Origin of the sequence: Paracoccus sp. TOH (assembly GCF_030388245.1) — a bacterium.
GTDB lineage: Bacteria > Pseudomonadota > Alphaproteobacteria > Rhodobacterales > Rhodobacteraceae > Paracoccus > Paracoccus simplex.
In genome coordinates, this window is sequence record NZ_CP098360.1 from 1,385,742 (window position 1) to 1,398,154 (window position 12,413).

Sequence of the window (12,413 nt, forward strand, 5' to 3'; positions counted from 1 at the left end):
AGACCAATTGTCACTAGGCCATTCCGTCAGGTTTTGTCCGCCGCTTGCGAAGCCGGCGGCTGCTGGCTAGGGTCGCGCAGATTGCGCAAAGGACAGGCGGATGCAGTTTTCCTCGACCGAAACCTATGTGGCGCCCGCCGATCTGGCGATGGCCGTCAACGCGGCGATCACGCTGGAACGCCCCCTGCTGGTCAAGGGCGAGCCGGGCACCGGCAAGACCGAACTGGCGCGGCAGGTCGCCGCAAGCCTGAACCTGCCCATCGTCGAATGGAACGTGAAATCGACCACCCGCGCGCAGCAGGGGCTTTACGAATACGATGCCGTGTCGCGGCTGCGCGACAGCCAGCTGGGCGAGGCGCGGGTGCATGACATCGGCAATTACATCCGCAAGGGCAAGCTGTGGCAGGCCTTCGAGGCGCCGGGCAAGGTCGTGCTGCTGATCGACGAGATCGACAAGGCCGACATCGAGTTCCCGAACGACCTGCTGCAGGAACTCGACCGCATGGAGTTCCACGTCTACGAGACCGGCGCGACGGTGGTGGCCCGGCACCGGCCGGTGGTCATCGTCACCTCGAACAACGAGAAGGAATTGCCGGACGCCTTCCTGCGCCGCTGCTTCTTCCACTACATCCGCTTTCCCGATGCCGAGACGCTGAAGCGCATCGTCGAGGTGCATTATCCCGGGCTGAAGCGCCGCATCCTCGACGAGGCGCTGAGCCAGTTCCTGGAACTGCGCGAGGTGCAGGGGCTGAAGAAGAAGCCCTCGACCAGCGAGCTTCTGGACTGGCTCAAGCTGATCCTGGCCGAAGACCTGTCGCCCGAGGATCTGAAGCGCCCGGCCGGCGAGATGCTGCCCAAGCTGCACGGCGCGCTGCTGAAGAACGAGCAGGACGTGGCGCTGTTCGAGCGGCTGGCCTTCATGGCCCGGCGGCAGCGATGATCCGCGAACTGCGCCCCGAGGACCGCGCGCCCTGGCAACGCCTCTATGAGGGGTACCAGGCCTTCTATGGCTTCCACGACCGGCCGGCCGCATTCTACGACAAGGCCTTCGCCCGGCTGGTCTCGGGCGATGCGCGCGACTTTCACGGGCTGGTCTGGGACGAGGGCGGCCGGCTGCTGGGGCTGACGCATTACGTCTTTCACCCGAATCTTTGGCGCGACGAGGGGGTCTGCTATCTGCAGGACCTGTTCACCGCGCCCGAGGCGCGCGGCCGCGGCGTGGCGCGGGGGCTGATCGAGGCCGTCTATGCCGCCGCCGACCGGGCCGGCGTGCCCGCGGTCTATTGGCTGACGGCCGAGGACAACTATCCGGGGCGGATGCTTTACGACCGGGTGGCGGCGAAATCGCCGTTCATCCGCTACAACCGCAAGCTCTGAAACGGAGAAGGGCGGCCCAGGGCCGCCCTCTCGCATCACCGTCCCAAGTGATCAGCGCATGCCGGTGGCCTTCAGCAAGCCCTTCTTCTTGGCCTCGTAGTAATAGCCGCGCGCATACCATTTGACGGCGGCGTCCTTGTTGCCATCGGCGACCATATAGGCGCCGCGCAGGTATTTGACCCCATATTTGAGGTTGGTCTCGGCATCCAGAAGCCCCTGGGCGCTGCCCTGGTAGCCCATGCCGCGCGCCGTGGCCGGCAGGATCTGCATCAGCCCGTAATAGGGGCCGTTGCGGGCGCCGGGGCGATGGCGCGATTCGCGGATGATGACGCGATGCACCAGATCGGTCGGCACATCGTATTCGGCGGCGTATTTGTTGATCAGCCGCCGCAGTTCCGGGGTCTCGTTCGCGTGCAGGCCAACGGTCTCGGCGGCCGAGGCGCGCGGTTCAACCAGATAGCGGCGGTCGGGGTCAACCCGGTTATCGCCGCAGGCGCTGACGGCCAGCACACCGCTCAGCACCAACAGACCGATCATGGATTTCATGGCTGCCCTCGTGTTTTCATTGACCAAGGGATTAGCCACAGCCGCGAGAGTCGGGGAATTCAAAAGAAACGGCCGCCCCGGTCGGGACGGCCTGTCGGCGGAATTTCGCCGTAAGGTTGCGGCGGTTTCGGTGGCAATCCGCCGATATCGCCCGATCAGGCGTGGATCGCGCCGTCTCCGCAGGCCAGCGCCGCCTCGCGCACCGCTTCCGAGCAGGTCGGATGCGCGTGGCAGGTCAGGGCGATGTCCTGGGCCGAGGCGCCGAATTCCATCGCCACGCAGACCTCGTGGATCATTTCGCCGGCATTCGGGCCGATGATGTGGCAGCCCAGCACGCGGTCGGTCTCGGCATCGGCGATCAGCTTGACGAAACCGTCGGCCTGGAACAGCGCCTTGGCCCGGGCATTGCCCATGAAGGGGAACTTGCCGATCCTGACCTTGCGGCCGCCTTCCTTCGCCGCTTCCTCGGTCAAGCCGACCGAGGCGACCTCGGGCGTGGTGTAGATCACGCCGGGGATCACGTCGTAATTCACATGGCCATGCTTGCCGGCGATGACCTCGGCGACCGCCATGCCCTCGTCCTCGGCCTTGTGGGCCAGCATCGGGCCGGGCACCGCGTCGCCGATGGCATGGATGCCCGCCACATTGGTCTGCCAATGGCTGTCCACCTTGACGAAGCCGCGATCGGTCAGCGCCACCCCCAGCGTGTCGAGGCCCAGCCCGGCGAGATAGGGGCGGCGGCCGGTGGCGACCAGCACCGTCTCGGCCTCGATGGCATGTTCGCTGTCATCCTTGCGCAGCTTGTAGCTGACCTTGGCCTTGTTCCCCTCGACCGTGGCGCCCTGCACGGCGGCGCCGAGGACGAATTTCAGCCCCTGTTTCGCCAGGATCTTCTGGAACTGCTTCTGCACCTCGGCGTCCATGCCGGGGGTGATGGCGTCCAGGTATTCGACCACCGTCACCTGGGCGCCCAGCCGGGCATAGACCGAGCCCAGCTCCAGCCCGATCACGCCGGCGCCGATCACCACCATCGACTTGGGGATCTTCGGCAGCGCCAGCGCCCCGGTGGAATCGACCACCACGCCCGCCGCGTTGTCGACCTCGACCCCTTTCAGGCTGGCCGGCTCCGAGCCGGTGGCGATGACGATCTTTTTCGTCTCGTGGGTGGTGTCGCCGACCTTGACCTTGCCCGGCGCCTCGATGCTGGCCCAGCCCTTCAGCCAGTCGATCTTGTTCTTCTTGAACAGGAATTCGATGCCCTTGGTGTTGCCGCCGACCGTCTCGGCCTTGTAGCCCTGCATCTTTTGCCAGTCGACCTGCGGCGCGGCGCCGATCAGGCCCATCTTCTCGAAGTTCTCATGTGCCTCGTGCAGCATGTGGCTGGCATGCAGCAGCGCCTTCGAGGGGATGCAGCCGACGTTCAGGCAGGTTCCGCCCAGCGTCTCGCGGCCCTCGACGCAGGCGACCTTCAGGCCCAGCTGGGCGGCGCGGATCGCGCAGACATAGCCGCCGGGGCCGGCGCCGATCACGATCAGGTCATAGGTGGACATTCAGGACTCCTTGCATCAGCCGGTGCCGCTTGCGCCGGCGCGGTTCAGGTAAACAGGCTGGTGACGATCATCACCAGGGTGGCGAGAAATCCGACCGCCCAGATCAGCGAGCGCCAGGGCGACCAGCCAAGCGCATAGGCGGGGACATAGAGGATGCGCGCCAGCAGATAGAGCCAGGCGCAAAGCGTGGTCAGCGGGCTGCCGGCATCGGACAGCACCACCAGCACCACGGCGATGGTGAACAGGACCAGCCCCTCGAAATGGTTGTCCACCGCGCGGCGCAGCCGGCCGGTCAGGGCCGAGAATTCCGGCTGCCGGTCGCGCGGGCTGGCATTCCATTTCGCGCCCACGTCGCGGTTCATCGAGGCTGCGGCAAGGCCGATCTGCATGGCCTGCAGCAAGGCGGCCAGGGCCAGGGCGGTGGTCTCGGCGGCCATCAGGCGGTCTCGACGAAGTGGAACTCGGTGGCCGAAACGCCGGCCTGGCTGTTGAAGACCCCGGCCGCGCCCTCAAGATAGGCCCTGGCGGCCACGGCGTCACCGACCTGGAACAGCGCCCAGGCGCTCTGGTCGCTCTCGCGCCAAAGCTGCAACAGCGACAGGCCGTTATTGCCGCGATCCTCGGCATCCGCGTCGAAGGCGGTCTTGAAGGCGGCATAGCCGGCGACGGTGTAATGGGCGATCAACTGGGTCATGGGACAATCCTCCGTTGCGGCCCGGCTTCCCGTCAGGATGAGCGGCAAGGCGGCCCCGTGCGGGACAACGGAACAGGCCGGAAAGAGTTGCGCGAGACACGCATGGCGCGGATGCGCGCCCCGAGCGGGCCGGGGCGCGGCCGAAGCCGCACCCCGATGCGATCACAGATCCATCAGCAGCCGGCGCGGATCCTCCAGCGCCTCCTTGACGCGGACCAGGAAGGTCACGGCGCCCTTGCCGTCCACGATGCGGTGGTCGTAGCTCAGCGCCAGATACATCATCGGCCGGATGACGATCTGGCCGTCGACGACGACCGGCCGCTCCTGGATCTTGTGCATGCCCAGGATGCCCGATTGCGGCGGGTTCAGGATCGGCGAGGACATCAGCGAGCCATAGACGCCGCCGTTCGAGATGGTGAAGGTGCCGCCCTGCATCTCGGCCATGGTCAGCTTGCCGTCGCGGGCGCGCAGGCCCAGTTCGGCGATTTCCTTCTCGATCTGGGCGAAGCTCTTCTGATCGGCATCGCGCACCACCGGAACCACCAGACCGTTCGGCGTGCCCACGGCCACGCCCATATGGACGAAATGCTTGTAGACCACGTCGCTGCCGTCGATCTCGGCATTGACCTCGGGCACTTCCTTCAGGGCGTGGCAGCAGGCCTTCACGAAGAAGGACATGAAGCCCAGCTTGACCTTGTGCTTCTTCTCGAACTGGTCCTTGTAGGTGTTGCGCAGGTCCATGATGCCCTTCATGTCCACCTCGTTATAGGTGGTCAGCATCGCGGCGGTGTTCTGCGCGTCCTTCAGCCGGCGGGCGATGGTGGCGCGCAGGCGGGTCATCTTGACCCGCTCCTCGCGCGCCGCGTCATCGGCCGAGCTGGGCGCGCGCGGCGCCTGGGCCGGTGCCGGGGCGGGCGAGGCGGCGGCGGGCGCCGCGGCGGCGCGGGCCACGTCCTCTTTCATCACCCTGCCGTCGCGGCCGGTGCCGGTGACGGCATCGCGGGAAATCCCGGCCTCGGCCATGGCTTTCTTGGCCGCGGGCGCGTCCTCGACATCCTTGCGCTCTTTCGGCGTCTCCGGGCCGGCGCCGGGCGATTGCACGGCGGCCGCGGCGGCGGCAGGGGCCTCGGCCTTGGCCGCGGTTGCAGCGCCGGCCGCGCCTTCGGTGACGATGGCCAGCCGGGCGCTGGCCTCGACCGTCGCGCCCTCGGGGGCAAGGATCTCGGCCAGCACGCCGGCGGCGGGGCTAGGCACCTCGACCGAGACCTTGTCGGTTTCCAGCTCGCACAGCATCTCGTCCTGGGCGACCGTGTCGCCGACCTTCTTGAACCAGGTCGCCACCGTGGCCTCGGTCACGCTTTCGCCCAGGGTGGGCACCATCACGTCGACGGATTTTCCGCTCATCTTCTTCTGTCCTTCCTGGGCTTTCGTGCCCGCATCTGCCTTGGGCAACATTTCCTCGGGGCCCGCATCGCCCTCTTCCATGATCTGCGCGAGCAGGGCGTTGGGCGCGACCACCGCGCCCTCGGGGGCGACGATCTCGGCCAGCTTGCCGGCGACGGGCGAGGGCACCTCGACCGTCACCTTGTCGGTTTCCAGCTCGCACAGCATCTCATCGATGGCGACGCGGTCGCCCGGCTTCTTGAACCAGGTGGCCACGGTCGCCTCGGATACCGATTCCCCAAGCGCGGGGACGCGTAGTTCCACGGCCATCTCAGGCACCGATCGTGATGGCTTCGGTCACCAGCGCCTCCTGCTCGGCCTTGTGGCGCGAGGCGAGGCCCGTCGCCGGCGAGGCGGCGGCGGCGCGGCCGACATAGCGGGCGCGGCCGTGCTTGGCGCCGATGCGCGACAGCACCCATTCGATGTTCGGCTCGACGAAGGTCCAGCCGCCCATGTTCTTGGGTTCTTCCTGGCACCAGACGATCTCGGCATCCTTGAAGCGCTCCAGCTCCTTCGACATCGCCTGGGCCGGGAACGGGTAGAACTGCTCCAGGCGCATCAGGTAGACATCGTCGGTCCCGGCGGCATCGCGCGCCTGCAGCAGGTCGTAATAGACCTTGCCCGAGCAGATCACCACGCGGCGGATCTCATTGTCGGGCTTCAGCGCCAGCTGCGAATTGCCGCGTTCGGCATCGTCCCACAGCACGCGGTGGAAGCTCGATCCGGTGGTGAAGTCCTCGGTCGTCGAGATCGCCAGCGGATGGCGCAGCAGCGATTTCGGCGTCATCAGGATCAGCGGCTTGCGGAACGGCCGCTTGAGCTGGCGGCGCAGGATGTGGAAATAGTTCGCCGGGGTCGTGCAGTTCGCCACGATCCAGTTGTCCTCGGCGCACATCTGCAGCCAGCGCTCCAGCCGGGCCGAGCTGTGCTCGGGGCCCTGGCCCTCGTAGCCATGCGGCATCAGCACCACCAGGCCCGACATGCGCAGCCATTTCTTCTCGCCCGAGTTGATGAACTGGTCGAACATGATCTGCGCGCCGTTGGCGAAGTCGCCGAACTGCGCCTCCCACAGGGTCAGGGTGTTCGGCTCGGCCAGCGAATAGCCGTATTCGAAGCCCAGCACCGCATATTCCGACAGCATCGAGTCGGTCACCTCGTAACGCGCCTGCCCGCCGCGGATGTGGTTCAGCGGGTAGAAGCGTTCCTCGGTCGCCTGGTCGATGAAGGCGGAATGGCGTTGCGAGAAGGTGCCGCGGGTCGAATCCTGGCCCGACAGCCGCACCGGATGCCCCTCGACCAGCAGCGAGCCATAGGCCAGCGCCTCGCCGGTCGCCCAGTCGAAGCCCTTGCCGGTCTCGAACATCTGTTTCTTGGATTCCAGCAGCCGGCCGACGGTGCGGTGCAGGTCGAAGCCGTCCGGAACCCGGGTCAGCGCGGTGCCGATCTCGGCCATGGTCTCGGGGGCGATGCCGGTCTGGCCCGGGGCGTATTCCTCGGATTCCGCGGCCAGGCCCGACCACTTGCCGTCCAGCCAGTCGGCCTTGTTCGGCTTGAAGTTCTTGCCGACCTCGAACTCCTCGTTCAGATGCGCCTGGAAGGCGGCCTTCATCTCCTCGATCTCGCCCTCGGGCACCAACCCGTCGGCGACCAGCCGGTCGGTGTAAAGCTGCAGCGTGGTCTTGTGGCCCTTGATCGCCTTGTACATCGCGGGGTTGGTGAACATGGGCTCGTCGCCCTCGTTGTGACCGAAGCGGCGATAGCAGAAGATGTCGATGACCACGTCCTTGTGGAACTTCTGCCGGAACTCGGTCGCCACGCGGGCGGCATGCACCACCGCCTCGGGGTCGTCGCCGTTGACGTGGAAGATCGGCGCCTCGACCATCAGCGCGATGTCGGTCGGATAGGGCGAGGTGCGGCTGAAATGCGGCGCCGTGGTAAAGCCGATCTGGTTGTTCACCACGATATGGATGCAGCCGCCGGTGCGGTGGCCCTTGATGCCGGAAAGCTGGAAGCATTCCGCGACGATGCCCTGGCCGGCAAAGGCCGCGTCGCCATGCAGCAGGATCGGCAGCACCGCCATGCGATGCGTCTGGTCGGAGAGCTGGTCCTGCTTGGCGCGGACCTTGCCCAGCACCACCGGGTTCACCGCCTCCAGGTGGCTGGGGTTCGCGGTCAGCGACAGGTGCACGGTATTGTCGTCGAAGGTGCGGTCCGAGCTGGCGCCGAGGTGGTATTTCACGTCGCCCGAGCCGTCCACGTCTTCGGGCTTGTAGCTGCCGCCCTGGAACTCGTGGAAGATGGCGCGGTAGGGCTTGCCCATGACGTTGGCCAGCACCGACAGGCGGCCGCGGTGCGGCATGCCGATCACCACGTCCTTGACGCCAAGCGCGCCGCCACGCTTGATGATCTGCTCCATGGCCGGGATCAGCGCCTCGCCGCCGTCAAGGCCGAAGCGTTTGGTGCCCATGTACTTGACATGCAGGAACTTTTCGAAGCCCTCGGCCTCGACCAGCTTGTTCAGGATGGCGCGGCGGCCTTCGCGGGTGAAGGCGATCTCCTTGCCATAGCCCTCGATCCGCTCCTTCAGCCAGGCGGCTTCCTCGGGGTTCGAGATATGCATGAACTGGATGGCGAAGGTGCCGCAATAGGTGCGCTTCATCAGGTCGGTGATCTGGCGGATCGTGGCGATCTGCAGGCCGAGCACGTTGTCGATGAAGATCGGCCGGTCCAGGTCGGCGGCGGTGAAGCCGTAGGTCTCGGGCTTCAGTTCGCCGTGGTCGGGAACGTCGCGCATCCCCAGCGGATCCAGATCGGCATGCAGGTGGCCGCGGATGCGGAAGGCGCGGATCAGCATGATGGCGCGGACGCTGTCCAGCACGGCGCGCTTCAGCTGCTCGTCGGTCAGGCTGACGCCCTTTTCGCCGGCCTTGGCGGCGATCTTGTCCAGCGCCGCCTTGGCATCGGCCTTGGGCAGCATCGGCCATTCGCCGGTCAGCGCCGCGGTGTTGTCGTCCGACGGCAGCGGCGGCCAGTCGGTGCGGCGCCAGCTGGCGCCCTTGGCCTCGCGCGTGACCACGGCCTCTTCGTCGCCCAGGCTGCGGAAGAAGGCGTCCCAGGCCTGATCCACCGCCGCCGGGTTCTGCGCCCATTGGCCGTAGAGCTGCTCGACATAGGCGGCGTTGTGGCCTTGCAGGAAGCTTGAATCGTGGAAGGCCGAGTTGGGGGATTGATCGTTCATTGGATTGCCTCCGGGAAATTCTATCGGTTCCCGCCTTGATCAGGGGCGGTTGCATGGTTCCGGCCACGGCCGCGCGGCGCGCCGGTCATGAGCCTTGTCTGGTGGTCCTGATACCATTCGGGCAGGCCGGCGCGGGGCCGGCGCAGCAGGGCGGGCAGGCTGCGGCCGGCCAGCAGGGCGCCGCGCAGCTGCGGCAGATCCCAGCGGCCGCCGGCCAGATCCTTGGGCAGTTCGGCCAGCGTCATGCGCAGGTACCACAGCGCATAGCGGGCGAAGTCGCGGCCCTGCCGTTCTGACTGGCGGCGGACGAAATAGGCGATGTTGAGCAGCGCCAGCGCCGTGTTCACCCGGCGCCGGTCCCGGCCCGCCGCCGCTTGCAGATGCCGGATCGGCGCGTCGGCGGCAAAGGCCAGCAGGCCGTGCCGGCCGAAGCGATAGCTCGCGTCCAGATCCTCGGCGATGGCGCTGCCGACCAGCCCCTCGTCGAAGGGCTCGCGCAGGGCGACGGCGCGGCGGACGGTCAGAGCGAAGCCGACGATGAACGCGACCCGCACCAGATCCGGCGGCAGCGAGGCGTCGCCGGAATAGCGCCGCTCGGGCCGGTCATAGCCCAGGAACCGCTGATCGGCGGGGATCATCAGCAGGTGGCGCAGGGCAAAGTCGATGCCGCGTTGCAGCGCCGCCGGCCGGCCCGAGACCAGCGCCCCGGCCCGGTTGGTCTGCTTGAGCGCGCCGCCCGCGGCCGGCTCGTGCGGCAGGGGCGTATCGCAGGCCGAGATGGCGACGATGCGGCCCTGCGGATCGGCGCGGTAATGCGCCATGATCCGCCCGGCGCAGACGGGATGCAGCAGCGCATCGTCGTCGATCAGGAACAGGATGTCGGCCCGCGCCATGGCGATGGCCTGGTTGCGCTGGACGGTCAGCGAACGGCGCAGCGCCGGCGCATAGCTCAGCGGGCAACCGCCGGCCTCGGCGATCGCCGCCTCGACGCCCGAGCGGTTCGCCTGCCAGTCGGTGCTGGCATCGACGACGACGATCTCGGCCGGGGGTTCGTCCGAAGCCAGCGCGTGGCGGACGCATTCGCGCAGGATGTCGCCGCGATTGTAGGTCGCGACGCAAAGCGCCCAATCCCGTGCCTGGACCGGCGGCGCGTCGGGCAGGGCGGCGGCGGCAGGGGCGCTCATCTCGTCCCTCGCAGCGGCTGGCCGGCAGGTCGCCCGCGGCGAGGACAAGACGATGCCCCGGCGGGTCTGGCGACGATCTGGCGACGAAGGACGTCCAATCTGGCACCTGGCTTGCATGGGTTCGGCGAGGCCCCCTGAAGGTAGGCGGGGGCCAGGCCTAAGTCAAAAGTCTTGCGAAGACGTTACCGGCCGAGAGCCTTCAGCACCGCCTCGCCCAGGCCCGCCGGGCTGTCGGCGACCACGACCCCGGCCGATTTCATGGCCTCGATCTTGGATTCCGCGTCGCCCTTGCCGCCCGAGACGATGGCGCCGGCATGGCCCATGCGGCGGCCCTTCGGCGCGGTGCGGCCGGCGATGAAGCCAGCGGTCGGCTTCCACTTGCCCTTGCGCTTCTGCTCGGCCAGGAACTCGGCGGCCTCTTCCTCGGCCGAGCCGCCGATCTCGCCGATCATGATGATCGACTCGGTCTCGGGGTCGTCCAGGAACATGCGCAGCACGTCGATATGCTCCATGCCCTTGATCGGGTCGCCGCCGATGCCGACGGCCGAGGACTGGCCGAGGCCCACGTCCGAGGTCTGCTTGACCGCCTCATAGGTCAGCGTGCCGGAACGCGACACGACGCCGACCGAGCCGCGCTTGAAGATGCTGCCGGGCATGATGCCGATCTTGCATTCGTCCGGCGTCATGATGCCGGGGCAGTTCGGCCCGATCAGCAGCGATTTCGAGCCTTGCAGCGCGCGCTTGACCTTCATCATGTCAAGGACCGGGATGCCCTCGGTGATGGCGACGATCAGCGGGATCTCGGCGTCGATGGCTTCCAGGATCGAGTCGGCCGCGAAGGGCGGCGGGACATAGATCGCGGTCGCATTGGCGCCGGTCTTGGCCACGGCCTCGTGGACCGAGTTGAAGACCGGCAGGCCCAGATGCTCGGACCCGCCTTTGCCGGGGGTCACGCCGCCGACCATCTTGGTGCCGTAAGCGATCGCCTGTTCGGTGTGGAAGGTGCCTTGCGAGCCGGTGATGCCCTGGCAGATGACTTTGGTGTCTTTGTTGACGAGAACGGCCATCTTCTTATCCCTTCACCGCTTTCACGATCTTCTGCGCCGCGTCCGACAGGTCGTCGGCCGCGATCACGTTCAGGCCGGATTTCGAAATGATCTCTTTACCCAGCTCGACATTGGTGCCTTCCAGGCGCACGACCAGCGGGACCTGCAGGCCGACCTCTTTCACCGCGGCGATGATGCCTTCCGCGATGATGTCGCAGCGCATGATGCCGCCGAAGATGTTGACCAGGATGCCCTTCACGTTCGGGTCCGAGGTGATGATCTTGAACGCCTCGGTGACCTTTTCCTTGGTGGCGCCGCCGCCGACGTCAAGGAAGTTCGCCGGCTCGGCCCCGAACAGCTTGATGATGTCCATCGTGGCCATCGCCAGACCGGCGCCGTTCACCATGCAGCCGATCTCGCCGTCCAGCGCGATGTAGTTCAGGTCGAACTTCGAGGCGGCCAGTTCCTTGGGATCCTCCTCGGTCTCGTCGCGCAGCGCCAGCACGTCGGACTGGCGATAGAGGGCGTTGTTGTCGAAGCCCATCTTCGCGTCGAGGCATTTGAGGTTGCCGTCCTTCATCACGATCAGCGGGTTGATCTCCAGCATCTCCATGTCCTTCTCGATGAACATGCGATACAGGTTCTTGACCAGCTGGACGCATTGCTTGACCTGCGTGCCCTTCAGACCCAGGGCGAAGGCCACGCGGCGGCCGTGGAAATCCGACAGGCCCGAGGCCGGATCGACGCTGAAGCTGACGATCTTTTCGGGGGTCGAGGCAGCGACTTCCTCGATGTCCATGCCGCCCTCGGTCGAGGCGACGAAGCTGATGCGCGATGTGCCGCGATCGACCAGCAGCGCCAGATAGAGCTCACGCTCGATATCCGAGCCGTCCTCGATATAGATGCGGTTGACCTGCTTGCCGGTCTCGCCCGTCTGGTGGGTGACCAGGGTGCGGCCCAGCATCTGGCGGGTCAGCTCTTCGGCCTCGGCGACGGATTTCGCCAGGCGCACGCCGCCCTTCTCGCCGGCTTCCTTCTCCTTGAAGTGACCCTTGCCACGGCCGCCGGCATGGATCTGCGCCTTGACGACCCAGAGCGGACCGTCGAGTTCCCCCGCCGCCGCCTTGGCCTCATCGGCCTTCATCACCACCCGCCCGTCGGAGACCGGCGCGCCGTATTGGCGCAGCAACGCCTTGGCCTGGTATTCATGGATGTTCATGCTACTTCCCCGCAGTTATCGGTTGGCGGGCTTGTGCCACATCCGCCCCGGGCTCTAAAGCCCTATGCGCGGCGCCTTGCGGAAAATTGCGCGGTTTTGCGGTTTTGTGATCACAG

At 66.9% G+C, this 12,413-nt stretch carries 11 protein-coding genes; 2 read left to right on the forward strand and 9 right to left on the reverse strand.

Annotated features, from left to right (window positions below):
- Positions 1-100 precede the first annotated feature (100 nt).
- Both NBE95_RS06875 and NBE95_RS06880 read left to right on the forward strand, forming a co-directional pair.
- Entirely contained in the window at positions 101-940 is an 840-nt protein-coding gene (locus NBE95_RS06875) for a MoxR family ATPase (protein ID WP_289893161.1), read from the forward strand.
- Positions 937-1,377, forward strand: coding sequence for a GNAT family N-acetyltransferase (locus NBE95_RS06880; RefSeq protein WP_289893162.1), 441 nt, complete (start codon positions 937-939; stop codon positions 1,375-1,377). The genes NBE95_RS06875 and NBE95_RS06880 overlap by 4 nt, the downstream gene beginning before the upstream one ends.
- A 51-nt stretch (positions 1,378-1,428) precedes the next feature.
- On the opposite strand, the gene NBE95_RS06885 is transcribed toward NBE95_RS06880, so the two are convergent.
- The 9 genes from NBE95_RS06885 to sucC all read right to left on the reverse strand — a co-directional run bounded on the left by NBE95_RS06885 (position 1,429) and on the right by sucC (position 12,297).
- A complete protein-coding gene (locus NBE95_RS06885) occupies positions 1,429-1,923 on the reverse strand; it encodes a lytic transglycosylase domain-containing protein (protein WP_289893163.1) in 495 nt (164 codons plus the stop codon).
- Between the two features lie 155 nt (positions 1,924-2,078).
- On the reverse strand, positions 2,079-3,473 hold the full coding sequence (gene lpdA, locus NBE95_RS06890) for a dihydrolipoyl dehydrogenase (protein WP_289893164.1): 1,395 nt from the start codon (positions 3,471-3,473) through the stop codon (positions 2,079-2,081).
- Positions 3,474-3,517: 44 nt separating this feature from the next.
- Entirely contained in the window at positions 3,518-3,910 is a 393-nt protein-coding gene (locus NBE95_RS06895) for an MAPEG family protein (protein ID WP_289893165.1), read from the reverse strand.
- Positions 3,910-4,167, reverse strand: coding sequence for a hypothetical protein (locus tag NBE95_RS06900; protein ID WP_289893166.1), 258 nt, complete (start codon positions 4,165-4,167; stop codon positions 3,910-3,912). Before NBE95_RS06900 ends, NBE95_RS06895 begins: the two co-directional genes overlap by 1 nt.
- Positions 4,168-4,329: 162 nt before the next feature.
- A complete protein-coding gene (gene odhB / locus NBE95_RS06905) occupies positions 4,330-5,880 on the reverse strand; it encodes a 2-oxoglutarate dehydrogenase complex dihydrolipoyllysine-residue succinyltransferase (RefSeq protein WP_289893167.1) in 1,551 nt (516 codons plus the stop codon).
- Position 5,881: 1 nt separating this feature from the next.
- Entirely contained in the window at positions 5,882-8,848 is a 2,967-nt protein-coding gene (locus tag NBE95_RS06910) for a 2-oxoglutarate dehydrogenase E1 component (RefSeq protein WP_289893168.1), read from the reverse strand.
- A 20-nt stretch (positions 8,849-8,868) separates the two neighbouring features.
- Positions 8,869-10,032, reverse strand: coding sequence for a glycosyltransferase family 2 protein (locus tag NBE95_RS06915; RefSeq protein ID WP_289893169.1), 1,164 nt, complete (start codon positions 10,030-10,032; stop codon positions 8,869-8,871).
- Positions 10,033-10,214: 182 nt separating this feature from the next.
- Positions 10,215-11,099: a succinate--CoA ligase subunit alpha gene (sucD, locus tag NBE95_RS06920; RefSeq protein ID WP_289893171.1), complete on the reverse strand. Its 885-nt coding sequence runs from the start codon at positions 11,097-11,099 to the stop codon at positions 10,215-10,217.
- A gap of 4 nt (positions 11,100-11,103) precedes the next feature.
- Positions 11,104-12,297 (reverse strand): ADP-forming succinate--CoA ligase subunit beta, encoded by a 1,194-nt coding sequence (sucC, locus tag NBE95_RS06925; RefSeq protein ID WP_289893172.1) that lies wholly within the window; start codon positions 12,295-12,297, stop codon positions 11,104-11,106.
- Between the last annotated feature and the right edge of the window lie 116 nt (positions 12,298-12,413).

Excerpts from the sequence above, each read along its gene's own strand:
- NBE95_RS06875 (WP_289893161.1), top strand. The coding sequence starts at position 101 with ATGCAGTTTTCCTCGACCGAAACCTATGTGGCGCCCGCCGATCTGGCG.
- NBE95_RS06880 (WP_289893162.1), top strand. The coding sequence starts at position 937 with ATGATCCGCGAACTGCGCCCCGAGGACCGCGCGCCCTGGCAACGCCTC.
- NBE95_RS06885 (WP_289893163.1), bottom strand. The coding sequence starts at position 1,923 with ATGAAATCCATGATCGGTCTGTTGGTGCTGAGCGGTGTGCTGGCCGTC.
- lpdA (WP_289893164.1), bottom strand. The coding sequence starts at position 3,473 with ATGTCCACCTATGACCTGATCGTGATCGGCGCCGGCCCCGGCGGCTAT.
- NBE95_RS06895 (WP_289893165.1), bottom strand. The coding sequence starts at position 3,910 with ATGGCCGCCGAGACCACCGCCCTGGCCCTGGCCGCCTTGCTGCAGGCC.
- NBE95_RS06900 (WP_289893166.1), bottom strand. The coding sequence starts at position 4,167 with ATGACCCAGTTGATCGCCCATTACACCGTCGCCGGCTATGCCGCCTTC.
- odhB (WP_289893167.1), bottom strand. The coding sequence starts at position 5,880 with ATGGCCGTGGAACTACGCGTCCCCGCGCTTGGGGAATCGGTATCCGAG.
- NBE95_RS06910 (WP_289893168.1), bottom strand. The coding sequence starts at position 8,848 with ATGAACGATCAATCCCCCAACTCGGCCTTCCACGATTCAAGCTTCCTG.
- NBE95_RS06915 (WP_289893169.1), bottom strand. The coding sequence starts at position 10,032 with ATGAGCGCCCCTGCCGCCGCCGCCCTGCCCGACGCGCCGCCGGTCCAG.
- sucD (WP_289893171.1), bottom strand. The coding sequence starts at position 11,099 with ATGGCCGTTCTCGTCAACAAAGACACCAAAGTCATCTGCCAGGGCATC.
- sucC (WP_289893172.1), bottom strand. The coding sequence starts at position 12,297 with ATGAACATCCATGAATACCAGGCCAAGGCGTTGCTGCGCCAATACGGC.